This window comes from Streptomyces sp. NA04227 (assembly GCF_013364195.1).
In the GTDB taxonomy this organism is placed as follows: domain Bacteria; phylum Actinomycetota; class Actinomycetes; order Streptomycetales; family Streptomycetaceae; genus Streptomyces.
In genome coordinates, this window is the sequence record NZ_CP054918.1 from 5,754,997 (window position 1) to 5,778,297 (window position 23,301).

The 23,301-nt window shown below is 69.9% G+C and carries 19 protein-coding genes and 1 pseudogene; 12 read left to right on the plus strand and 8 right to left on the minus strand.

Annotated elements, in window-relative coordinates; translation table 11 throughout:
• Positions 1–19 precede the first annotated feature (19 nt).
• Complete coding sequence (locus HUT18_RS24550; protein WP_176102719.1) at positions 20–1,303, plus strand: cobalt-precorrin-5B (C(1))-methyltransferase; 1,284 nt, start codon at positions 20–22, stop codon at positions 1,301–1,303.
• Between the two features lie 53 nt (positions 1,304–1,356).
• Here HUT18_RS24550 and HUT18_RS24555 read toward each other — a convergent pair whose 3' ends face one another.
• Positions 1,357–1,623 (minus strand): hypothetical protein, encoded by a 267-nt coding sequence (locus HUT18_RS24555; RefSeq protein WP_176102720.1) that lies wholly within the window; start codon positions 1,621–1,623, stop codon positions 1,357–1,359.
• A gap of 482 nt (positions 1,624–2,105) precedes the next feature.
• On the opposite strand from HUT18_RS24555, the gene HUT18_RS24560 reads away from it, so the two are divergent.
• Complete coding sequence (locus HUT18_RS24560; protein WP_254878788.1) at positions 2,106–2,609, plus strand: hypothetical protein; 504 nt, start codon at positions 2,106–2,108, stop codon at positions 2,607–2,609.
• Here HUT18_RS24560 and HUT18_RS24565 read toward each other — a convergent pair.
• From HUT18_RS24565 to cbiE, 4 genes are all read right to left on the minus strand, one after another.
• Positions 2,596–3,690, minus strand: a complete 1,095-nt coding sequence (locus tag HUT18_RS24565) for a protein kinase family protein (RefSeq protein WP_176104781.1) — start codon at positions 3,688–3,690, stop codon at positions 2,596–2,598. The genes HUT18_RS24560 and HUT18_RS24565 overlap by 14 nt on opposite strands.
• A gap of 74 nt (positions 3,691–3,764) precedes the next feature.
• Positions 3,765–4,514 carry a class I SAM-dependent methyltransferase gene (locus tag HUT18_RS24570; RefSeq protein ID WP_176102721.1) on the minus strand — a complete coding sequence of 250 codons (750 nt, stop codon included), beginning with the start codon at positions 4,512–4,514 and terminating at the stop codon, positions 3,765–3,767.
• A gap of 177 nt (positions 4,515–4,691) precedes the next feature.
• Positions 4,692–5,441, minus strand: a complete 750-nt coding sequence (cobM, locus tag HUT18_RS24575; protein WP_176102722.1) for a precorrin-4 C(11)-methyltransferase — start codon at positions 5,439–5,441, stop codon at positions 4,692–4,694.
• A complete protein-coding gene (gene cbiE, locus HUT18_RS24580) occupies positions 5,438–6,838 on the minus strand; it encodes a precorrin-6y C5,15-methyltransferase (decarboxylating) subunit CbiE (RefSeq protein WP_176102723.1) in 1,401 nt (466 codons plus the stop codon). Before cbiE ends, cobM begins: the two co-directional genes overlap by 4 nt.
• A 211-nt stretch (positions 6,839–7,049) precedes the next feature.
• Between cbiE and HUT18_RS24585 the strand changes: the two genes are divergently transcribed.
• Positions 7,050–7,271: a hypothetical protein gene (locus HUT18_RS24585; RefSeq protein WP_176102724.1), complete on the plus strand. Its 222-nt coding sequence runs from the start codon at positions 7,050–7,052 to the stop codon at positions 7,269–7,271.
• A 204-nt stretch (positions 7,272–7,475) separates the two neighbouring features.
• Positions 7,476–9,689, plus strand: a complete 2,214-nt coding sequence (locus HUT18_RS24590) for a hypothetical protein (RefSeq protein WP_176102725.1) — start codon at positions 7,476–7,478, stop codon at positions 9,687–9,689.
• 196 nt (positions 9,690–9,885) lie between these two features.
• Here HUT18_RS24590 and HUT18_RS24595 read toward each other — a convergent pair whose 3' ends face one another.
• Positions 9,886–10,620, minus strand: a complete 735-nt coding sequence (locus tag HUT18_RS24595; RefSeq protein ID WP_176102726.1) for a ribonuclease H — start codon at positions 10,618–10,620, stop codon at positions 9,886–9,888.
• Positions 10,621–11,201: 581 nt separating this feature from the next.
• Here HUT18_RS24595 and HUT18_RS24600 point away from each other — a divergent pair.
• The 3 genes from HUT18_RS24600 (at position 11,202) to HUT18_RS24610 (ending at position 14,818) form a co-directional block, all read left to right on the plus strand.
• Positions 11,202–12,158 (plus strand): hypothetical protein, encoded by a 957-nt coding sequence (locus tag HUT18_RS24600; RefSeq protein WP_176102727.1) that lies wholly within the window; start codon positions 11,202–11,204, stop codon positions 12,156–12,158.
• 261 nt (positions 12,159–12,419) lie between these two features.
• Positions 12,420–13,874 carry an amino acid permease gene (locus HUT18_RS24605; RefSeq protein WP_176104782.1) on the plus strand — a complete coding sequence of 485 codons (1,455 nt, stop codon included), beginning with the start codon at positions 12,420–12,422 and terminating at the stop codon, positions 13,872–13,874.
• A gap of 74 nt (positions 13,875–13,948) precedes the next feature.
• A complete protein-coding gene (locus tag HUT18_RS24610) occupies positions 13,949–14,818 on the plus strand; it encodes a GNAT family N-acetyltransferase (protein ID WP_176102728.1) in 870 nt (289 codons plus the stop codon).
• Between the two features lie 27 nt (positions 14,819–14,845).
• On the opposite strand, the gene HUT18_RS24615 is transcribed toward HUT18_RS24610, so the two are convergent.
• The gene (locus HUT18_RS24615; protein ID WP_254879085.1) at positions 14,846–15,601 is read right to left on the minus strand and encodes a putative protein N(5)-glutamine methyltransferase; all 756 of its coding nucleotides are present in this window, start codon (positions 15,599–15,601) and stop codon (positions 14,846–14,848) included.
• 491 nt (positions 15,602–16,092) lie between these two features.
• On the opposite strand from HUT18_RS24615, the gene HUT18_RS24620 reads away from it, so the two are divergent.
• The 4 genes and pseudogenes from HUT18_RS24620 to HUT18_RS24635 form a co-directional block, all read left to right on the plus strand.
• Entirely contained in the window at positions 16,093–17,631 is a 1,539-nt protein-coding gene (locus HUT18_RS24620) for an FAD-dependent oxidoreductase (RefSeq protein ID WP_176102730.1), read from the plus strand.
• A 179-nt stretch (positions 17,632–17,810) separates the two neighbouring features.
• Positions 17,811–18,038, plus strand: coding sequence for a hypothetical protein (locus HUT18_RS24625; RefSeq protein WP_176102731.1), 228 nt, complete (start codon positions 17,811–17,813; stop codon positions 18,036–18,038).
• A gap of 156 nt (positions 18,039–18,194) precedes the next feature.
• On the plus strand, positions 18,195–18,740 hold the full coding sequence (locus HUT18_RS24630; RefSeq protein ID WP_176102732.1) for a hypothetical protein: 546 nt from the start codon (positions 18,195–18,197) through the stop codon (positions 18,738–18,740).
• 79 nt (positions 18,741–18,819) lie between these two features.
• Positions 18,820–19,704: pseudogene (locus HUT18_RS24635) on the plus strand (IS30 family transposase); the annotation flags it as partial.
• Between the two features lie 1,414 nt (positions 19,705–21,118).
• Here HUT18_RS24635 and HUT18_RS24640 read toward each other — a convergent pair.
• Positions 21,119–22,291 (minus strand): Ku protein, encoded by a 1,173-nt coding sequence (locus HUT18_RS24640; RefSeq protein WP_176102733.1) that lies wholly within the window; start codon positions 22,289–22,291, stop codon positions 21,119–21,121.
• Between the two features lie 115 nt (positions 22,292–22,406).
• Between HUT18_RS24640 and ligD the strand changes: the two genes are divergently transcribed.
• Positions 22,407–23,288 carry a non-homologous end-joining DNA ligase gene (gene ligD, locus HUT18_RS24645; protein WP_176102734.1) on the plus strand — a complete coding sequence of 294 codons (882 nt, stop codon included), beginning with the start codon at positions 22,407–22,409 and terminating at the stop codon, positions 23,286–23,288.
• Positions 23,289–23,301 lie beyond the last annotated feature (13 nt).

The window sequence follows — 23,301 nt, forward strand, 5'->3', positions numbered from 1 at the left end:
CCACGGCGACAGGCACCACATGAGCACCGAACCGAAGGGCGGACGCAACGCCCAACTCAAGCACACCGGCCTACGCCCGGGCTGGACGACCGGCGCCTGCGCGACGGCGGCCACCACTGCCGCGTACACCGCCCTGCTCACCGGCGAGTTCCCCGACCCGGTGACGATCACCCTCCCCAAGGGCCAGACTCCCGCTTTCGCGCTCGCTGTGGAGGAGATCGGGGCGCCGGGCGGGCCCGGTGAGCCCCGTGAACCCGGTGAACCCGGTGCGCCCGAGAAAACCACCGCGAAGACCGCCGATGGGGCCGCCGATAAGGCCGCCGTTGGGGTCCCCGATAAGGCCGCCGAAGCGACCGGGGACGGCTTCGCCGAACCCGAGGGACCCGCAGGCAGCTTCGCCATGGCCGGTGTGGTGAAGGACGCGGGGGACGATCCGGATGTGACGCACGGGGCGCTGGTACGGGCCACGGTGCGCCCCGGACCGGCCGGTTCGGGCGTTCACTTCCGCGCGGGCCCCGGCGTGGGTACGGTCACCCGCCCCGGCCTCCCGCTCACCGTCGGCGAACCGGCGATCAACCCGGTGCCCCGGCAGATGATCCGTGACCACGTGGCCGAGGTGGCCCGGCGCCACGGCGGCACCGGCGACGTGATCGTGGAGATCTCCGTCGACCACGGCGAGGAGATCGCCCGCTCCACCTGGAACCCCCGGCTCGGCATTCTCGGCGGCCTGTCGATCCTCGGCACGACGGGCATCGTGGTCCCGTACTCGTGCTCGGCGTGGATCGACTCCATCCGGCGCGGGGTGGACGTGGCGCGCGCGGCGGGCCGTACCCATGTGGCCGGGTGCACGGGCTCGACCTCGGAGCGGACGGTGGTCGCGGTCCACGCGCTGCCCGAGGACGCACTCCTGGACATGGGCGACTTCGCGGGCGCCGTCCTGAAGTACATCCGCCGCCACCCGGTAGACCGTCTCACCCTCTGCGGCGGCTTCGCCAAACTCTCCAAACTGGCCGCGGGCCACCTCGACCTGCACTCCGCCCGCAGCCAGGTCGACAAGTCCTTCCTGGCCGACCTCGCTCGCAGCGGCGGCGCCGACGAGGCCCTTGCCTCCGAGGTGGCGACCGCCAACACAGGCCTTGCGGCACTGCAGTTGTGCACGGCGGCGGGGGTCCCGCTCGGTGACCTGGTGGCGGTGGCGGCACGCGATGAGGCGTTGGCGGTGCTGCGGGGGGCGCCGGTGGCGGTGGACGTGATCTGTATTGACCGGGCGGGGAACGTGGTGGGGAGGAGTGAGGTGGGGTGAGCCAGAGTGCTGCGAGGGGCCGAGCCCGAGCAGACCGAACCGTTGACCGCCCTTCACACACCGGTTCTCCAACGCACCGCCGACACGAGCGCCAATACCAGTGGCAGCACCAGCCATCCCCACCCCATGACCTGCCGCACTGAGCGAAGCGACCACAGTGCCACCGCCAGGCCCGAAGCGCCGATGGAGAATACGCACCCCAATTCGATCGCCGCGTATGCCTCGTCGTCCCACGAGCCTGACGGACGGATCATCACGGCGAACCAACAGAAGAACGCGGAGATGAGCGTAAGCAGGACGAGAGGAACGGCGAGGACCATCTGAAGGCACCCGCGATCATCGTCCGGGTTGTAGTACGGACCGTGCGTCAACGCAACGCCTACCTCGCCTCGTCAGAGTTGTTCATGAAGCCCCGCCCGTGCATCAAGCGGGGCGCCGTGCGCCTGCAGCCCGATCCGGCGAATCGCCTCAAGTGGATAGGGAGTTGCCTGGCTCTCCTGCCGAAATCGGCGAGAGAACTCTCCCATCACCGCGGCGAGGGGCCCGTATCGGACGAAGAGTTCCGTGATCTCCGCGGGAATGTCCTTGGGTGATCTCCCCTGGGCACAGTCCCGCAAAAACGCCTCACGCTCCTGCGGCTCGTACCCGTACAGGACGACACGGCCAGCCATTTCACCAGATGCGTGACGGTGTAGTGCCGGGCGTAGGTGCGGTGCCGCAATAATCCGACAGTCGATCCGCCAGACCAAGGACGCGAAGGCACCCGCTCCGACGTCACTCGCGACCACGACTAGGAGAACCAGTGAAGACCAAACATGGTGCCCGCCTCGTCGCACCCTTGGCAATCACCCTGCTGCTGTCCGCATGCTCCAGTCTGGAACCGGACGGTCAAATCAAACAGGGGCGCGACTGGCACTGGCACCCGAAGGCGGGCGCGGCCGAGACGTCCGCATTCATGAAGGTGACGGTCCCCAAGGACGCCACCGAGACCAAGGGGGCCATCCAGGTCAACCCGCGCGAAGACACTTATTTCCTCTCGTTCGTCACCAGCGAGGCGAACGCGGAGAAAATCGCAGAAGACCTGCACTTCGAAGACCCTTTGAAGGCGGACCAACGCGGCTTCAACGCGCAGGGAAGACCCTTCGGCCACCTCGGGCTGCCCGAACCACAGACGGTGAAGGGCGCACGCTACGCGGGTGTGTCCCCGGCGGACGTGAATGACCACCGCCGCAAGATCCGGTGGATCGAGATCTACGTGCAGACACTCAAAGCCGAGCGGGCAAGGGTGTATCTCACGGCGTGGTGAAGCGAGGACGGCTACGGGCGCGGGGCATCGCCTCAAGTGGATAGGGAGTTGCCCGGCTCTCCTGCCGAAACCGGCGAGAGAACTCCCCCATCACCGCCGCCACGGGCGCGTACCGAAGGATGACTGCCGCAATTTCCGCGGGAATGTCCTCCGGCATTCTCCCCTGGGCACAGTCCCGCACAAACGCCTCGCGCTCCTGCGGCCCGTACCCGTACAGGGCGACGGCCAGCCAGTTCACCAGATGTGTGGCGGTGTAGCACCGGTCGTAGGTGCAGTGCCGGTCGTAGAAGTCCGCCTCGTTTTCGGTGAGTTCGAAGCGGGAGGAGAGGGCGAGGCCGTAGTCGGCGAAGTAGAGCCGACGGCCGTCGGTCAGGATGTTCTGGAAGTGGGCGTCGAAATGCAGCAGCCCACGGGAGTTCATGAACGAGACTCCGGCTTTCAGCTCCTTGTCGGCCATCGCGCAGGCCCGCTCGGCCGCCGCGCCGCCACCACCATCCGCATCCCCGGCACCGGCACCGATCCGGGCGCCCAGCCAGTCGTGCAGGTTCTGCGGGATGTACTCCAGGAACAGCAGGAGGCTCGCCGAGGACTGCTGGAGGGCCTCGATGCGGTGGCGAATTCCCGATCCGCCTCCCCAGTAGGCGACGGCTCGTTCCACGTCGGACAGTTCCTCGGGAAGCGGCCGACCGGAGTCCGGCAGCACCCGCCAGTGGTGCATCAGCGGAAATCCCTCGCAGTCTCCCGCGATCACCCAGTTCGTCGTCATGGTGTGCACGGCCAGCTCTCGCCAGGCTCCGAACCCAGGGCCGCCGATACTGCCGATCCCGTACTGACAGAAGACCGGCAGCCCGAACACGTTCGCCGTGGAGTGCACGTTCTCCGGCCGTCGCTCCAGATCGGTCAGGCGTACCTGCTTGACGAAGACCGGTGTTCCGTCGACGTCCAGCAGTCGTGTCTCCCCGCCGATGCCGGAACCGATCGGTGGGGCGGCGTCGAGCAGCTCGCGCAGTCTGCGGTCACCGCACAGCGCCAGCGAGGAGGAAACGGCACCGTGGGCGGCCAGCCGAGCGCCGCGAGACATGTCGGGGCTCATCAGCTACTCCTCCGACGGTCGACTGCTCGGCCCGGAAAGCCGAGCCACCGTGGACCGGGCGGTCACACCTCCGCCACGAGCAACCGATAACCCACATCGAAGCTGTCCAGAGCGAGCAACTCGGCATGGCGTTGCTCCCAACGGCCGGTCGCCAGGTCGTCCTTGAGCGCTGCCAGGCCAGAGGCAAGGACCTGATCCCCGAGCTGCGCGAGCATGGAAATCCCCGCGCGCACTTCGGGGTCGAGGTAGGCCTGCGGGCGGCGCCAGAACGCCGCGCCGAATCCGTCCGTGCAGTCGTGCGGGACGGGGACGGGCTCCTGGCGGGCCCCGCCGAGCAGGGCGGCCAGCCGGTCCATCGGGACCGCGCGAGTGTCGTCGAAGGCGGCGGCCTGGGGAAAGTAGTCGCGAATGAGCCAGAACCGCTCGCGGAAGAGCTCCTGGTCCCACGTCAGGACGACGACGCGGCGGCGGGCCACCCGGCGGAGTTCGGCGATTCCGGCGGCCAGGTCGGTCCAGTGGTGCACGGTCAGAATCGCCATGACGGCGTCGGCCGCGTTGTCGCCCACCGGAAGGTGTTCGGCGACAGCGCTCACCGCGGGCGCTGCCAGGGGCGGGCGTTGAGCGATCATGACCTGGCTCGGCTCGACCGCGAGGACGGTACGCGGAGACTCGGGCTCGTACGAACCGGCACCCGCGCCGACGTTGATCACGTCCCGGGCATCCCCGAGCGCGGCGTGGATCTGCGCGGCGATGCGGGCATCAGAGCGGCGGGTCTGCCCGTAGGTGGTACCGATCGTGTCGTAGACGGCCATGCCCGTCAGTATCCGGATCCGCACGAACGCGAGTGGCGAAACCTGGGAACTCGATGTCCCTCGAAGGGCCATGCCCCCGGAAGGATAAGCGCTTACAGCTGGACACTCGGGGTTACTTCCGCACCGACCGATCAACCGCCGTCGAGCCAGTCCGCGCCCGCTACCCGTCCACGCACCTCAGCAGTCGTGCCGCTCCCGCCCCGGCGAGTACAGGTGGCTGTCCCCGAACTGCTCTGCCCCCAGCGTCCGTCCGACGATGATGACCGCCGTGCGGACCACCCCGGCCGCCTTCACCTGGTCGGCGATGTCGGCCAGGGTGCCGCGCAGGACGAGTTCGTCGGGGCGGCTGGCCATGGCGACGACGGCGGCCGGGCAGTCGGCGCCGTAGTGCGGCAGCAGCTCGGAGACGACGCGGTCCGCGTAGCGGGCGGCCAGGTGCAGGACGAGGAGGGCGCCGCTGCGGCCGAGGGTGGCGAGGTCCTCGCCCTCGGGCATCGCGGTGGCCTGCTGGGCGATACGGGTCAGGATGACGGTCTGGCCGACCGTGGGTACGGTCAGTTCACGCTTGAGCGCGGCCGCCGCGGCTGCGAACGCGGGTACCCCGGGCACCACTTCGTACGGCACGCCCGCCCTGTCGAGCCGCCGCATCTGCTCGGCCACCGCGCTGAACACGGACGGGTCGCCCGAGTGCAGGCGCGCGACGTCGTGCCCGGCCCGGTGCGCGCTCACCAACTCCTCGGTGATCTGGTCCAGATCGAGCTGCGCGGTGTCCACGAGCCGGGCGTCCGGCGGGCATTCGGCGAGCAGCTCCTTCGGAACCAGGCTGCCCGCGTACAGGCAGACCGGGCAGGACGCGAGGGTGCGGGCGCCGCGCACGGTGATCAGGTCGGCGGCGCCGGGGCCCGCACCGATGAAGTACACGGTCATCTCGCTGCTCCTGAAGGGGAGTTGGGGTTCGCGGAGTTCGCGGGGTTTTCGGAGTTGTCGGGGTTCGCGGAGTTCTCCGGGTTCGCGGAGCTCTCGAAGCTCTCGAAGCTCTCGACGGGTTTCTGTACGGACCACTGGGTGACCGGCATTGCCTGCCGCCAGCCGGTGAAGCCGCCCACCGGTACGGCCTGGGCGACGGCGAGCCGCACCAGTTCGCCGCCGTGGCGCCGGTACCAGTCGGCGAGCAACGCCTCGGACTCCAGGGTCACGGTGTTGGCGACCAGGCGGCCGCCCGCCGGCAGCGCCGCCCAGCAGGCGTCGAGCAGACCGGGTGCGGTCAGGCCGCCGCCGATGAACACCGCGTCGGGCGGGGTGAGTTGAGGGTCCAGCTCGCTCAGGGCGGCCGGGGCGGCTCCGGTGACGACGTGCAGTGCGGGCACACCGAGGCATTCCGCGTTGCGGCGGATGCGGGCGGCGCGCTCCGGGTCCCGTTCGACGGTGACCGCCCGGCAGGAGGGATGCGTACGCATCCACTCGACGCCGATCGAGCCCGACCCCCCGCCGATGTCCCAGAGGAGTTCCCCGGGCGCGGGCGCGAGGGCCGCGAGCGTGGCGGCGCGGACATGGCGCTTGGTGAGCTGCCCGTCGTTCTCGTACGCCTCGTCGGGCAGTCCGGGAACGGCCCCGAGCCGCAGCGCGCCGGGCGCCCGTACGCACTCCACCGCGACGACGTTGAGCGCGTCCCCGGGCGACTGCCGCCACTCCTCGGCCGGGGCCCAGGCGGTGATCCGCTCCCCCGCTCCGCCGAGTTGTTCCAGTACGCGCATCCGGCTGGGCCCGTAGCCCCGGTCCCGGAGCAGTCCGGCGATCTCGGCCGGGGTCCCGCTGCCCGCACTGAGTACGAGGACGCGCCGCCCGTGGTGCAGGGCGGCCGCGAGACGTGCGAGCGGGCGGCCGACCAGGGTCACGACCTCGGTGTCCTCGACGGGCCAGCCGAGTCGGGCACAGGCGTAGGAGACGGAGGACGGGTGCGGGAGCACGGTCAGTGGCCAGGTGCTCGCCGTTTCGGGCCCGTGCCCGTAGGTCTCCGTCACGACCTCGGCGAGGGTGCGTCCGATCCCGTGGAAGAAGGGGTCGCCGCTGGCGAGAACCGCGATCCGGCGGCCTGCGTGAGTGGCCAGGAGCCCCGGCACGGCGGGCCTCAGCGGGGACGGCCACGGTACGCGCTCGCCCGCGCATTCGGCGGGCAGCAGCGCGAGTTGGCGCGGTCCGGCGATCAGTACCTCTGCGGCGCGGAGTTCGGCGCGCGACCGCTCGGTGAGACCGTCCCAACCGTCGGCACCGATCCCGACGACGCTCAGGTACGGGGGCGTGGACGGCGGTGGTGCGGGGCTCACGGGAGTTCCTCGGGGACGGGGCGGGGCAGCGGGCCGGGCGGGGCCGGTGGGGAACTTTACTGGTCGTGGACCCGCGGTGGGGTGGATGGGCAGGGCGCGATGGGTCACAAACCGCAGGGCAGGATCCGCAAGTGAGGGTGTCGGGCGGATGGCGCGCGGCCCCGGACGCGCGCGGAGTGCGACGGCCTCGCGGCTCCTAGACTCACGGCCCGTGAACCAGATCAAATGCACCCAGTGCGGAACCATAGGACTGGAACCGGGCTTCATCGAGGACGCCGGTCAGGGCGCGTACGGATACGCACGCTGGATCGCGGGCCCTCTGGAACGCGGCATCTTCGGCGGGGCCAAGCGGCTCGGCCGCCCCCGGCTGCGCATCGACAGCTTCCGTTGCCCCCACTGCGGCCACCTGGAACTCTTCGCACAGCCCGAGTGAGTCGCGGCGGGCAGTGCCCCATCCCGCTGCCGCCCGTCGCCCTCGCCGCACCACATCAACCGGCCAGAGATCGGTGCACTTCAACACCCCTTCCTGTCCCACCCGTTGACGCTCCCCCTCGCCTCCGATAGGAACGCACCGCTCCACCTTCCTGACAACGCTGTCAAACGCCCGGCCGTCGCGGGCACCGAAGGAGACGCATCGATGGTCACCCCCGACACCTCCCATGAATCGCCCGAGCCGCAGGGCCCCGGCCCCGGCTCCCTCCCCCACCGCCCCCTGGACCGCCGCGCCTTCCTCAGGCTCCTGACCGCCGCGGGGGTCACCGTCTCCCTCGCCGGAACGGCCACGCTCGCCGGACCCTGGGTCGGCACGGCACTCGCCGATGTGGAGGAGGGGCGGCCGAGGGCGCCGCACCAGCCGTATCTGCACGGGTACAACGCCGCTGGGCTCCTGTCGTGGACGCCGGAGAGTGATCCGTACGCGAAGTACTTCCGTTCCCGGGTGCCGCTGGCCACCCGCATCGCACCGTTCGCCGCGACGCAGGCCAATCCGGCGCTGCGCACCGAGGCCCGGGTGATGAACATGTCCTACGACTACGACAACGCGTTCTTCAGCGCGTACCGGTCCAACGACCAGTACGCGCGGCGCCTGTTGCGCTTTTGGCAGTACTCCGATCTGTACAGCTCCTGGCACGGCATGCCGGTCTGGGGGTCGCCCACCGAGGAGCCGGAGCACGGGCTCATCAATCTGCCCAACCCCGCCTACACGGACGCGGCGCACCGCAACGGCGTGCTGTCGCTGGGCGGTTGGTTCTGGCCGCGGAGCGGGGAGTTCGCCGCGTATCTGGAGCAGCGGACGGACGGGTCGTTCCCGGTCGCGGACAAACTCCTGGAAATCGCCGACTACTTCGGCTTCGACGGCTACTTCGTCAACCAGGAGGCGGCGATCCCGAAGGCGGACGCCACCCGCCTGATGGCCTTCCTCACCTACCTGCGCACGCAGGCCCCCGACCACTTCCACATGCAGTGGTACGACAGCCTGACCACGAGCGGGCAGCTCGACTACCAGAACGAGTTCAACGAGGCCAACGCGCCCTGGCTGGAGCACGACGGGCAGCAGGTCAACCACAGCATCTTCATCAACTACGCCTGGAACGCGGAGCGCGTGGCGAACTCGGTGGCCACCGCCGAGAAGCTCGGCATGGACGTCCACGAGCGGGTCCACCTCGGCACCGAGAACGAGAAGTACGGCTTCAACCCGCCCTACGACACCCGTCTCGTCTTTCCCGAGGGCGGCCGGGCCCGTACCAGCTGGGCGCTTTTCGGCACCCACATGGCCTGGGCCAACAACCCGGACCGCAGCGACCCGGACAAGCAGCGGAACACCTTCGTACGGGAACGGCACTACTGGTCGGGGCCGAACGAGGACCCGACCCGGACCGGCCGTACCGAGTACGAGCCCTGGCCCGACGACGGAAAGCCGCGCGACGCGGACAACCACCGCAAGTGGGACGGCGTCGCGCACTACATCACCGAGCGGTCGGTGATCGGCGCGTTCCCCTTCGTCACCCGGTTCAACACCGGCCACGGCCGCGCCTTCTTCCTGGACGGCGTGCGCCGCTCCGGGGCCGAGTGGAACAACGCGGGTGCCCAGGACATCCTGCCCACCTGGCAGTGGTGGGTCCGCAGCGGTGGCAGCGAGCCGCCACTGACCGTCGACTACGACCACACCGTGGCCTACGACGGCGGCACCTCCCTGCTCGTCTCCGGCACGCTGGGCCCCGAAAACCCCACCACCGTACGGCTGTTCAAGACCGAGCTGCCCCTCGGCGGCGGCGAAAGCGCCCGCCTCGTCCTGCGTACCGGCCGGGCACGGCAGGAGAGCGGTCTGTCCCTCGGGCTCGCGTTCCGGGACGCACCGGAGGAGTTCGTCTGGCTCCCGGCGGGGCGCACGGGCAGCGGGGACTGGACCACGGTGCGGCTGCCGCTCGACGCCCACGCCGGGCGCACCATCGCCGCCGTGGCGATCCGGGCGGCCGCCCCGTCCGGCAGCACGAAACGCTCCGCGTACCGACTCAACCTCGGCGAACTGGCCTTCCTCCCCGCCGGTACACCGACCGCCCCCGCCGCCCCCACCGGCTTCCGGGTCGACGCGGTGCACCCGGCCACCGACCGCACCTCGGCCGAACTCTTCCTGTCCTGGCACCTCGACCGCACCGGGGTCTGGTACTACGACGTACTCCGCGAACGCGCCGACGGCTCCCCGGAACCGCTCGGCCGGGTCTACGACGAGGTGCACTACGTCAAGTCGCTGGTCCGGGAGGGCGAGGAGACGAGCACGGTGCTGCGGTTGGTCGCGGTGGGGAGGGACGGGGAGCGGTCGGAGGGGGCGACGGCTCGGGTGGACTGGACGTAGCGGCGCGGCAGACTGCCGAGGCCGGCCGACGTACGGGTAAGGGGAAGCAGCGAGGCAGCAGAGGGCCGCCCTTGCCGCCTCCACACAAGAGACAGCAGCCGAGAGGGCCTCCAAGTCCGGTGTGATGTCCGGGACTTGGAGGCCCTCTCGTTGTCGTTACGTGTGCCGTCGCGGTCGGGCGGATGCCCGGGGGCGCTCAGCCCCCGGCCGCCCCCACCCGGCACTCCGGATGCCCCCACCCCTCGTCGTTCTTGGCGATGGACTCCCCCACCGCGTACGAGCGGCCGCAGCGGCACCGGCCCGGGAACTTCGCCTTCAGGGTGCGGCCGGAGGAGGCGCCCGTGGCGCGGCGGCGGTTGGTGCCCGCGGGACCGCCGGACGCACTCGAGGACCACCCCGAGCGGCTGCGGCCGCCCGGAGCGCCCGATTTGGCGGACGGGGCCGAGGCCGGGGGTTCCGGGGAGCCCTGGTCGGTGCCCGCCGGGGTCTGGAGCTGGGCGGCCTGGCTGGCCGCGCGGTCGGCGAGGTCGTTGAGTACGTCGCCGTCGACCTGGTGGGCGGGGACGTAGCGGAAGTCGACCGAGCGGCCCTGGAGCAGGTCGTCGATGCGGACGACGAGGTCCTGGTTGGCCACCGGCTTTCCGGCGGCGGTCTTCCAGCCCTTGCGCTTCCAGCCGGGCAGCCAGGTGGTGACCGCCTTCATCGCGTACTGGGAGTCCATCCGGATCTCCACCGGGACCGCGGGGTCCAGCTCGGTCAACAGGCGTTCCAGGGCTGTGAGTTCGGCGACGTTGTTGGTCGCCGTGCCCAGCGGTCCCGCCTCCCAGCGGACCGGGACCTCCGCCTCGTCGGCGATCACCCAGGCCCAGCCCGCCGGACCCGGGTTTCCCTTCGACGCCCCGTCGCACGCCGCGATCAATCGTTCAGCCATGCCTCAGATCATCGCAGCCGTGGCGGTGTGCCGTGCGCCGCCCGCCGGGCGCTCACTCTCCCCAGAGGGTGCCCCGAAGCCCCCGCACACACGACGGCCGGAGGTGAACGCCGTTCCCGGAGGTGCGCGGCGTCGGATTGCCGGAATCCTGGGGCCATAGAAAACGATTGCTTCAACTATCTACTTCTTTCGCTTCTCGCCGGCCATCTCACACGCATCTCGCACCCCTCTCGCACCCATAAACCAGCATCGGCCGTCCGGATTCCGGACATGTTTCCCGAACTCTGCTGTTGGCATATTCTCCGGGGACCCGGACCCTGACAACTCGCATCGGTCCACGACAACGCGCCGTACCGCGGAGTCCCGGCAACGCAATTCGCCGTACACGGGGGTGTACGCAATCGCCATACCCCTGACACTCCGTTCGATCGCCAGTAGTGTGTGCCCCGCTCCCGCGAGGCCTCACGGGAGGATTGACGGAATCGCGCACTGCTTGGGCGGCTGCGGCGGAATGGCGTTTTCACCCTGGGGTGTGGGTGGCGAGCCGGGAGCCGCGCGCGGATTCGGAACGGGGGAAACGTATGGCTGCTCGGTCGTTCGCGGGCCAGTACGTCTGGCATCCGGCGGCCGACGACGGGCAGTTGGCCGGGGCCTGCGTGGACGTGCGCGCGGGACGTTATCTCAGCGCCCAGGACGTACTGCGGGAGTGCCGCGGCGACTTCGGGCTGCGCGCCCACCGTTCCCTGGTCCTCGCCTCCGAGGCCGCCGATTCCGATCTCGCCGAACGGTGGCTCGACGAGGAGCCCAATCCGGAGTCGACGCTGCTGTGGGCGCGGGTGGCGATGCTGCGCGCGCTGCGCACGGCCGAGCAACAGGACGAGCGGGCGCAGCAGTTGACCCGTATCGCGTTCGCCGCGTGTGAGCGTGCCTCGGTGATGTTTCCGGCCGATCCGACGCCGTGGGTGGCCCAGTTGGCGCTGGCCCGGCTGGACGGAATGCGCGATCCGGCGCCCGAGGGGCTGATGACCGGGCCGCCCGGACCCTGGCGGCTCTTCGTCAAGATCCTGCGTCTGGACCCCTGGCACCGCGAGGCCCACCACCGGCTGCTCGCGTACTACTTCGCGCGCAACGGCGGTTCCGCCAGCGCCCGTTGGGACGTGGCGACCTTCCTCAGCCACCGCGCGCCCCCGGAGTCGGCGATCCGGATGCTGCCACTGGTGGCGCTCGTCGAGGACTACGACCCGGCCATACCGCTGTCCGCCCGCGTCTGGGCGCAGCCGCAGTGGCGCAAGACCGCCCTCGGCATCTACCACGGATGGTTCCCGCAGGTCGGGGAGTACCGGTTCACGCCGGTGCTCGACCTCGCCTACCTCGCGCACGCCCTGTTCATGGCGCGCTGCGAGTTCGAGGCGCGGTCGGTGCTCACGGCGATGGGCCCGTACGCCTCCCGTATGCCGTGGCAGGCCTTCGGCGATCCGGCGGACCAGCTCAGCAGAACGCGGCGCCAGTGCGGACTTCCGGTGCCGTCCTCAACCTGAGGCGGTCGCGGGGCGGCCCTCGCGAGGCGAAGGCCCCGGCGCACGCCCCCACGACCGCGACTTCGACCTCAACTCGCCCCACGACCTCAACTCCCCCCTCGACCTCGTCAGACGTCCCTCCCGACCCGACCCTCCCCATCGACCTCAACCCCCCATCCGGAAAGAAAGGTTGCGGCTGTGTTCGAGCGCACCATCCGCCGCAGGTCGGTCCCACGCCCCGCGGCCCCGCTCACGCTCGACGACGACGCGACGCTGCATGCCATGGGATATCCGCGGAAACTCACCCGGCGTTTCCGCGCGTTCGACAATTTCGCGATCTCCTTCACGATCATCAACATCATTTCCGGCATTTTCTCCTCCTTCGGAATGGGAATGAATGCCGGAGGTCCGCGCATCATGGTGTTCGGCTGGATCGGCGTTTCGGTGATGGTGCTCTTCGTGGGCGCCGCCATGGCCGAAATCGCCTCGGCCTATCCGACGAGCGGGGCCCTCTATTTCTCCGCCGGGAAACTCGCGAAACGACACAAGGGCGCCTGGTCCTGGTACACGGGCTGGCTGAACTTCGTCGGACAGGTAGGCGGTACGGCCGCGACCGGATACGCGGCGGCCACCTTCATCCAGGCGTACATCTCGATGCAGTGGAGCGACTACGACCCGACACTCGAACGCACGGTGCTGATCACCGCGGCCGTCCTGTTCGTCCAGGCACTCGCGAACACCTACACGGTGCATCTGATCGCCGTCCTGAACAGGATCTCCGTGTGGTGGCTGCTCATCGGCATGCTGATCATCGTGACCACGCTGGCCTTCGTGCCCGATCAGCATCAGTCCGCGGGCTTCGTCACCCACTACGCCAACAACACCGGCTTCGACAATGCGGTGTACGCGGGAATGCTGGGCCTGCTGGTGACCAGCTGGACATTCACCGGATTCGACGGCAGCTTCCACATGTCGGAGGAGACCGTGAAGGCAACGGTCAATGCACCGAAGGGAATTGTGCGGGCGATCGGCTGCTCGGCGATCAGCGGTCTGGTGCTGATGCTCGCGTTGGTCTACGCCATTGGGGACTACTCGGCCCAGGCCGGTTCGAGCGCCCCACCGGTTCGGGTACTCGTCGACGCACTCGGCACGGGCACCGCGAAACTGCTGCTGCTCATTGTGATCGGCGCGATGCTCTTCTGCGGACTCGCCAATATGACGAGCAACACCCGCCAGATCTTCGCCTTCGCGCGGGACGGCGCGATGCCCGGATCCCAGCTGTGGCACTCGGTCTCGCCGCGTACCCGTACCCCCGTGAAGGCGGTCTGGCTGGCCGCCGCCTGCTCCCTCGTCCTGGTGATTCCCGGCTGGTGGTCGCACGTGGCGTTCACGGCCGTCGTCAGCGTCAATGTCGTCGGCCTGTTCCTCGCCTACGCGGTACCGATCTATCTGCGACTGCGCCTGGGCGACGAGTTCCGGCCCGGACCCTGGAACCTGGGCCGCTACGGACGTCCCGTCGCGGCCGTGGCGGTGGCCTGGATCCTGTTCAGCAGCGTGCTGTTCATGCTCCCGCACGTCTCGCCCATCACCGCGCGGTCCTTCAACTACGCGCCGATCGCGCTCGGCGTCGTCCTCGTCCTCGCTACCGTGTGGTGGTTCGCCACCGCCCGCAGGCGCTTCAGGGGCCCGGTCAGCTACGGCCGCCCCGACGAGGTCGCCGCCATGGACCTGATCTGAGCGGCCACCTCCCGGCAGGCCACGGTCCGTACGCCCCCCCGCAGGCCCCACCACGAAAGGGACGTTCACCACCGATGACTTCCGAAGCTTCCGAACTCGTCCTCAGCCAGGCCTCGTTGGAGCAGTGGCAGCAGGTGGTGGACTGGGCCGCCGCCGAGCAGTGGAACCCGGGTGTCAACGACATAGAGGGTTTTCACCCCACCGATCCGCAGGGCTTCTTCCTCGGCCGGTTCGAGGGACGGACCGTCTCGGCCATCTCGGTCGTCAACTACTCCCCGCGCTACGCCTTCCTCGGCTACTACCTGGTGCACCCGGCCTTCCGCGGCCGCGGCCTCGGCCTCGCGACCTGGCGCGCCGCCTTCTCCCACGCCGAGGACCGGGTGGTCGGCCTGGACGCGGTGCCCGCGCAGACCGAGACGTACAAGCGCTCGGGCTTCCACGCACGCTACGAGAACCTGCGCTTCGCGGGCCGCCCCGGCACCGACCCGGCCGCCACCCGCCACCTCGACGTGCGGCAGGTGAGCCAGGACCCGGACCTCCTCACCGCCGTCGCCGCCTACGACGCGCGCTGCTTCCCCGCACCGCGCCCCGCCTTCGTCCGGCGCTGGCTCACCGGCCCGGGCCACCACGCCTACGTCCACCTCAGGGACGGCGCGGTCGCGGGTTACGCCGTCATGCGTCCCGCCCACGAGGGCAGGCGCGTGGGCCCCCTGTTCGCCGACTCCCGCGAGGGCGCCGAGGCCCTCCTCGACTCCCTCGCCGCGCACCTCGCCCCCGACGAGGAACTGTGGATCGACGTACCCGAACCCCGCACCGAAGCCATGTCCCTGGTCACCGAACGCGGCCTGGAACAGCGCTCGGTGACCACCCGCATGTACACGGACCCCGCGCAGCCGACGCGCCTGGAGGGGACGTTCGGGGTGACGAGTCTGGAACTGGGGTGAGGCGCGGCTGCGGCAACTCACGGGCTCTCAACCGCCCGGCTTCGTCCCGATCACGACCGTGGCGCCCCGCTCCTCGTCCTCCACGACGCGCGGCACCAGGCCGTCCACGGCGAACTGCCGGGCGGCGGCCGCGGCCTGGCGGCCGCTCGTCTCGCTGAGCAGACATCCGCCCGGGGCGAGCCAGAGCAGGGCCTCGGCGCTCACCCTGCGGAGTACGTCGAGCCCGTCACCACCGCCGTCGAGCGCGGTCACGGGCTCGTACTCGCGTGCTTCCGGCGGCAGCAGCCCGAGTTCGCCGGTGGGCACGTACGGGACGTTGGCGGTCAGTATGTCGACGCGGCCGCGCAGTTCGGCCGGGAGCGCCGCGTACAGATCCCCCTGGTGAACCAGGCCGCCCGCCGCGCCCAGATTGCGCCGGGCACAGTCCACCGCGGCGGGGTCCAGATCGGCCGCGTGGAGTTCCGCCTCACCGAGCGCCTCGGCCAGCGCCAGACCGAGCGCGCCGCTGCCGCAGCACAGATCGACCACGACGGCGCCCGGCCCCGCCGGCTCCAGCGCACACTCGACCAGGAACTCACTGCGTCTGCGCGGCACGAACACACCGGGGGCTACGGCCACCCGCAGCCCTCTGAACTCGGCCCAGCCCAGGACGTGTTCGAGCGGAAGCCCCGCGATCCGGCGCCGCGTCATCTCCTCCAGTTCGCCGGGACCGCCCGCCGCCCCCACGAGCAGCGCGGCCTCCTCCTCGGCGAAGACACAGCCGGAGGCACGCAGGCGCTCCACCAACAACAAACCGGACGGGGAGGGAGGAGAGAAGGGCGCCGGAGAAGGAGTCGAAGGCGACGTCGCGGAAGAACGAGAAGAGCGAGAAGAAAGCGAAGAACCAGACGCGAGAGAAGACGGAGACATCGGAGCGGCCTTTCGGGTGGTCGAAGGGCGCTCGCCGTTCATCCCCGGGGGTCGGACCCCGTGGTCGGGAGGCTGGAGCGCCCTGCCTGACGTGCGTGGATGGGGCTCACCTCCTCGGTCGCGTGGTGCGGAGGCCACACAGTACCGAACCCCGTCCGGACCCGCACACCCGCGGTGGCTCCCGCCGGGCGGCCGGGGCTCGGACAGCCCAGCACGTCTGGCGTACACCCCCGGCGCGGCGTGAGGTGGGGGTTGGACACAGTCCCGGCGGGCAGGCGCGAGGGCCCGGGCACCCAGGCGGGTGGACCGGTCCCACCGGTCCCGGACCGCTGGGACGGCAGGAAGGCGGGACGGAAAGGACTGTGATGGCGGAGCACCCTCCCCTGCCGGGGGACGGCGAGTCGTACTGGATGCACACCACTCCCACGACGTCCTACGCGCCGCTGGCGGACGACGGCGCCGAGGTGGACGTGGCGGTGGTCGGGGGCGGTATGGCAGGGCTGAGTACCGCCTGGGAGCTGGCCCTGGCCGGGCGTTCGGTGGCGGTGCTCGAGGCGGACCGCATCGCGGCGGGGGTCAGTGGGCACACGACGGCCAAGCTGAGTGCTCAACACGGCGCGGTGTACGCGCACTTGAGGCGTACCCGGGGCGCGGAGGGCGCGCGCTGGTACGCGACCTCGCAACTGGAGGCCGTGGAGCGGGTGTTCGCGACGGTGGCCGAACTCGGCATCGACTGCGCGCTCGAACGGGCGCCCTCCTTCGTCTACGCCCGGGACCAGGCCGCGGTACCGGGCCTGCGCGAGGAGGCCGAGGCCGCCCAAGAGGCCGGGCTCGACGCGGAGTTCGTCACCACGACCGGTCTGCCCTTCGAGATCGCCGGTGCGGTACGGGCCGGGAACCAGGCGCAGTTCCATCCGCGGGCCTATCTCCTGGCGCTGGCCGAGGAGTTGAGCCGTCGAGGGGCCCGCGTCCACGAACGCACCCGGGTCACCGGGCTCACCGAGGGCTCGCCCTGCCGCCTGACCACCGAGTCGGGGGCCACGCTCACCGCACGCGATGTCGTCGTGGCCACCCACCATCCGGTCTTCGACCGGGCCCTGCTCTTCGCCCGGCTCTCGCCCTGGCGCGAACTGGTGGTCGCGGCGCCGCTCGACGCGGCGGCCGATCCGGGCGGCATGTACCTCACGACCGAGGACCACAAGCGCTCCGTCCGTACGGCGCCGCTGCCCGACGGACAGCGGCTGCTGATCGTGACCGGGGAGGAGTTCACCCCGGGCGCGGGCGGGATCGCCGAGCGGTTCCTGCGTCTGGAGCGGTGGATGTGGGAGCACTTCCCGGTCACCGAGACGCGCTACCGCTGGGCGGCGCAGGACCTCGACCCGAGCGACACCGTCGCCATGGCCGGGCTCTTCCACCCCGGCGCCCGGCACACCTACGTGGCCACCGGCTTCGGCGGCTGGGGCATGAGCGGCGGCGTACTGGCCGGGCGGCTGATCTCGGACCTGGTGCAGGGCCGCGAGCCGGTATGGGCGCCGCTGTACGACCCGCGACGGCTGTGGCCCGCACTCCGCGAGGCACCGAACCTGCTGCGCCAACAGGCCGATGTGGCCCAGCACTTCGTCGGCGACCGGCTGCGCACCCGGCACCCGGACCAGGTCGGCGACATCCCGCCGGGCGAGGGCGCCGTCGTACGGATCGACGGCCGCAGGTGCGCCGTGTACCGCGACGAGGACGGCACCACGCACGCGGTCTCGGCCCGGTGTACGCACCTGGGCTGCCTGGTCGCCTTCAACGACGCGGAACGCACCTGGGAGTGCCCGTGCCACGGCTCGCGGTTCGCGATCGACGGCTCCGTACTCCAGGGTCCTGCCGTACGACCCCTTGAGCCGTGTGACCCACAGTGACCCGCGATGAGCGCGGCGAAGCGGTACGTACGTCCACTGGTGCGGCGGCGGCGAGGGGAGGACCGTAGGAACAACGGGAGCACCGGCCGAACCGACCGGCGCGACTGACGCGACCGGGCCGCGAGCGGCGGCAGGGCAGCACCGAGCGCTCCGGTACGCGAGACAGCAAAGGAGTCCTCATGGCTCGCACAGATCGTCCCAACCCGATGAGCCACCCGAACCGGCCCCCGCGCACGGCGGCCGAGCAGGCCGTGGCCGAGGTCGAGGCGGCCGAGATCACCGACGCCCTCGGCGAAGAGGAGTGGGGCCTGCGCCCCGGCACCGCGACCCGTGAGGCCTTCTCACCCGATGTCGGCAACGAGGAGTCTCTTCGGGGCGGGCAGGGTGGGCGGGGATTCGGTAGTTGAGCACAGGAGCCGACCGAGCAGCCCCGTCCGGTGCCTGGCCGCCAGCTTGACGGCCGGGCCACCGGAGCGTCACAAGCCCGAAACACTGTCCGGACATCACCCCCGCGCGTCGCATCATGACCCCCGAACAGCAACACGAACTCTCTCGGGGGAACGATGCGCACCCGCACCACCATCGCCATGGCAGCTCTCGCCTTAGCGCTCAGCGCCTGCGGTGACGACAAAAGGGACCTAGACCTCCCGCCTCGACCTACGCGGCCTGAGGCGCAGCGTCCGGCCAAACTGAACGTCGGTGATACCTACCGCTATGACGACGGCGTCGAAGTCAAAGTGCTCAGTATCAGCCGGATCACTGAGTTCGGTAAGTGGGACGACAAGCCCCCTCAAGACAAAGTGACTCTGTTCCGTGTCACATGGATGGTCAGCAACGGCGGCAAAGACGAATTCGGCCTCGACGATCTCAGCCCTCAATGTGAGGGCGCCAAGGGCGGATTCGCCGGCCACGCCTATATTGACAAGGGCTCAAAGCCCCGGAAGGACCGTAGTCTCGCACCCACAACTACGGAAACCTTCACCGAAGAGGCCACGCTCGCTCATAACCTCGGCAAAACTGTAAAATGCCGCCTAAACCGCATTGACATCGGCGCGGAGAGCGGCGAAATGGGCGGCGAATACACCAGTTGGACCGGCGACATCAAGTAGAACGCACTCGCAGTACCCAAGGGTCCCGCCGTTGCTTTAGTTCTAGTGGTCGTTGCAACACCCCAGTTCAAGGGGTGTCATGGACTTCGAGATCCGCAAGAACAGGACGTCACGGGGGCCGAAGCCGCTGCTCCGTGAGCGGGCCGCATACTTCCAGCTCATGGAGCAGGGCTACAGCACCCGCGAAGCGGCCCGGATCGTTGGCATCGACCGCCGTACGGGCAAGAAGTGGCGCAATGGTCACCAAAGGGGCCGCAAGGTAGCCCCTCCGATCTACCCGGAGTACGGGCACAGGCCCGTGGCCGGGGAACATCCGGAGGAGCCGCCTTGCGGCCCGTCGCGGTATCTCCAGGAACAGGACCGCATCCACATCGCCGACCGGCTGCGCGAGAAGGCGTCCGTCCGGCAGATAGCCGCAGAGCTGGGCCGCAGCCCCTCCACGATCAGCCGCGAGATACGCCGCAACCGCCGGGCCATGCCCAAGGGCGGCTTTGCCTACCAGCCGTTCCATGCCCACCGTCGTGCCGAACGGCGCCACCCCCGGCCCAAGTTGGGCAAGATCGGGCAGAGCCCCGAACTGCGGGATTTCATCCAGCGGCACCTGACCATGCGGTGGAGTCCAGAGCAGATCTGCAACGCTCTGCGGACACGTTTTCCCGACCGGTCGGACATGCACGTGACCCACGAGACGATCTACCAGGCCCTCTACGTCCAAGGCCGCGGAGCACTCCGCCGGGAACCGACCCGCTCACTTCGCACTGGACGAGCTCGCCGGCGCCCGCACCGCAACGCTCACAAGCGCATCTCCCGCGCCATCAAGGACATGGTTCTGATCAGCGAACGCCCCGCCGAAGCCGCCGACCGGGCCGTCCCCGGCCACTGGGAGGGCGACCTCATCATCGGCAAGGACGGCCGCTCAGCTATCGGCACCCTGGTCGAGCGGTCCACCCGCTACGTGATGCTCGCGCAGTTCCTTCTCGTACTGCTTATCCAGGACCGCGATGGCATTGGTGAGACCGATTGGGATACGCAATGTGCCTCCGCGACAGCAAGGCGGACTTCCTGGTCCGAGGGAGCCGGCTGGCGTGGCCCGGGTGGGGTCAGCGCCATCGCGCATTCTCGGGTGTGGCGTAGGGGTGCCCGGCAGTGTGCATGCACCGGCTCCACTTGCGCACTGCCACGGTGAAGCGAGGGTCTGCGTGGACGCGTTGGCGGCGCAGGTCGGGCAACGACTCGACGGTGGTCTGTGCTTGGAACCAGGCTTTGAGGTCGCCGTAGAGCGTGCGCTCTGCCTCCGACTGGCAGCCTTGACTGCTGCGGTTGAGCACCATTCCGTCCGGTGTCTTGGCTGTCAGGCCGTTCGGGCGCGGGCCGTTGGCGGCGGTGAGCGCTGCGCGCTTACGCTCGGGTGGCAGGCTGCGGAAGTAACGTTGGTTGGGGTCGTTCTTTGATCCCCCCAATTCTCGCTGCAGCCCGCTCCCGTATCCGTGCTTAGCCGCCCACGGGAGGTCATCGACGGCGTACGGGAACTCCCGTGCCTCGGGAAGCGGATTCTCGCGCGTTACCTGGTATTCGAAGCCCTGCCTGCGCATGCAGTCACGGAGCAGGATCTGCTCCGCCGCGTGCAGAACCGTCCCCTCCTCCGCCGTCAGTGGGCGGACCTCGGAAACCGGCACTGGTCGGTCACCGGGAGCAGGGGAGGCGTCTCGCTTTGGTGAGTCGCCTGCCACTTGGGCCGCAGCCAAACCGGCAAGGCCGATGCTCACGAGCATGGTGGCGGCGACGCGGTACCGACTGGCGCTGGTTCCCCTCAGCCTCCCGGGCACGGCACTCCCTCTCTTGTGAAGGTCGCTCCCTTGGAAGCGAGCGGTCGTTCCTGTATGGCCGTGCGAAAGGCGGCCGGTTGGGTCTATGTCTACGTCCTCAATGACCAGTTGAAGGGCCGTACGGGCTGGATCGCCAAGAAACACCTCGCCGACTGACTCACCCCCGGCGATCATCCGGCCCTCCGTCGCCGCACCTGGTGCTGCCACAGCCCGCAGTTGTCGACGGCCCGATCTCCATGAAGACGTGCCCCAACGCAGCGGCCTTAGGGTGGGGCGTTCTCGGGGCCTGTCGTTCTCACGGCCTGTCGTTTGGATCAAGCACGCTGGGCCCGCCAAGGGTCTTGGCCGATCATCCGCGGATCGTCTGCGGGTGACCGGCCACGGTCGCGGTCACCCGATACCCGGTACCCGATGCCAGGCCGAACTCCTAAGCGGGCCCCGGGTTTTCGCCTCCATCGCCGCCTTCACCACCTTCGCTGTCTTCCCCACCTTCGTCACCTGCGATCCAAGCTGCCGCTCCCGGCTGCCGCCGCCGCAGGCCGACCCACCCCCTCAGGAAGCCTTCCGCCGCGAACTAGCCTTCTTCGCAGTCGACTTGGCCGCCGTCGACTTCGCGGCCCCCTTGCCGCCCGTGGTCTTGGCGGTGGACTTGGCCCTCGTGGACGTCGTGGACTTGGCCGTCTTCTTCGCGGCTGTTCCGCCGGAGGCCGTCTTCGACGCGGTCGCCGTCTTCTTCGGCGCCGATGCCGAACGGGCCCCGGCCGTCGACTTCTTGGCCGTGGTCTTCTTCGCGGTGCGCTTCGTGGCGGAGGTGGACTTCTTGCCGCCGACGTCCTTGGGGGTCGCCGGGGCCGAGCGGCGGGAGCGGGTGCCGGACGACTTGCGGGGCAGTCGGGTCACCTCCGCCATCTCCTCGGCGGCCTGCTCGGCGGCCTTGCCGCCGCCCTCGGCGCGGGCCTCCTGAGCGGCGCGTACCGAGCTCTGCAGGGCGGACATCAGGTCGAGGACCTTGCCCTCGCCGCGCTCCGGCGCGGGGGCGGGGGGCAGGGCGCCGCCCGCCTTGGCGGCGATGAGTTCCTCGACGGCGTCGCGGTAGTCGTCGTGCAGGCTGTCGAGATCGACCTCGCCCAGGGTGTCCATCAGGGCGTCGGCCAGGTCGAGTTCGGCGTCGCGGACGGTCACCTCGGCGTCCGGGGCCACCTCGTCGGTCGCGCGGATCTCGTCGGGCCAGAGCAGGCCGTGCATGGCGATGACGTCGTCGACGACGCGCAGCATGCCGAGCCGCTCCCGTCCCCGTAGCGCGAACTTGGCGATCGCGACCTTCTGGCTGCGCTTGAGCGCCTCGCGCAGCAGGGTGTACGGCTTCGTGGCCGGGGCGCCGTTGGCGGCGAGGTAGTAGGCGGCGTCCATCTGGAGCGGGTCGATGCGGTCGGCCGGGACGAAGGAGACGATCTCGATGGTCTTGGCGGTCTGGATCGGCAGCGAGGCCAGGTCCTCGTCGGTGAGCGGGATGATCGAGCCGTCCACGTCCTCGTAGCCCTTGCCGATCTCGGACTGGCTGACCTCACGGTCCTCCAGCTCGCAGACCTTGCGGTAGCGGATGCGGCCGCCGTCCTCGGTGTGGATCTGCCGGAACGCGACGTTGTGGCTCTCGGTGGCGTTCACGACCTTGATCGGGATGCTGACCAGGCCGAAGGAGATAGCACCGTTCCAGATGGATCGCACGTTCTGTCACCTTTGCTGGCAGCCGCCGCCCGGCACGGGGCGCGGTACGTACAGGTTCGCCGGTAGTCCTCAGCTCCGATGGAGTTTGGGATGGTTTCCGTGGGATTCTCATCGTATGACGCCCATCACCGAGGTGGAGGGGCGACGGCTGGCGCTCAGCAACCTCGACAAGGTCCTGTATCCGGCGCACCACTTCACCAAAGGCGAGGTGGTCCACTACTACGCGACGACCGCCGGCTCCCTGCTCGCCCACCTCCACAACCGCCCGGTGTCCTTCCTGCGCTTCCCCGACGGGCCCGACGGACAGCTCTTCTTCACCAAGAACGTGCCGCCCGGCACCCCCGACTGGATCGGTACCGCCGAGGTCCCCCATTCGGACGGACCGGCCCGGCAGGTGCTCGTACAGGATCTGGCGACCCTGGTCTGGGCGGCCAATCTGGTGATCGAGTTCCACACCCCGCAGTGGCAGGCGGACGCCCCGGGGCAGGCGGACCGGCTCGTCATCGACCTGGACCCCGGCTCGCCCGCCACGGTGGTCGAGTGCTGCGAGGTCGCCCTGTGGCTGCGCGAGCGGCTGGCCGCGGACGGTATCGAGGCCTTCGCGAAGACCTCCGGGGCCAAGGGCCTGCATCTGCTCGCACCCCTTGAGCGCACCCCCTCCGCGGACGTCACCGCCTACGCCAAGCGGCTCGCCGTCGAGGCGGAGCAGGCACTACCCCGCCTCGTCACGCATCGGATGACCAAGAGCCTGCGCCCGGGCAAGGTCTTCGTCGACTTCAGCCAGAACGCGGCGGCCAAGACCACGGCGACGCCCTACACCCTGCGGGCCCGCCCCGACCCCGCCGTGTCCACACCGGTCACCTGGGAAGAGGTCACCGACTGCCAAAATCCGGCCCAACTCCACTTCCTGGCAGGCGATATCGCCCCACGACTCCAGGACTACGGCGACCTCCTGGCCCCGCTCCTCAACCCGAACCGGGCGAGGGCGCTGCCCTGAGCCCGGGGGCGCG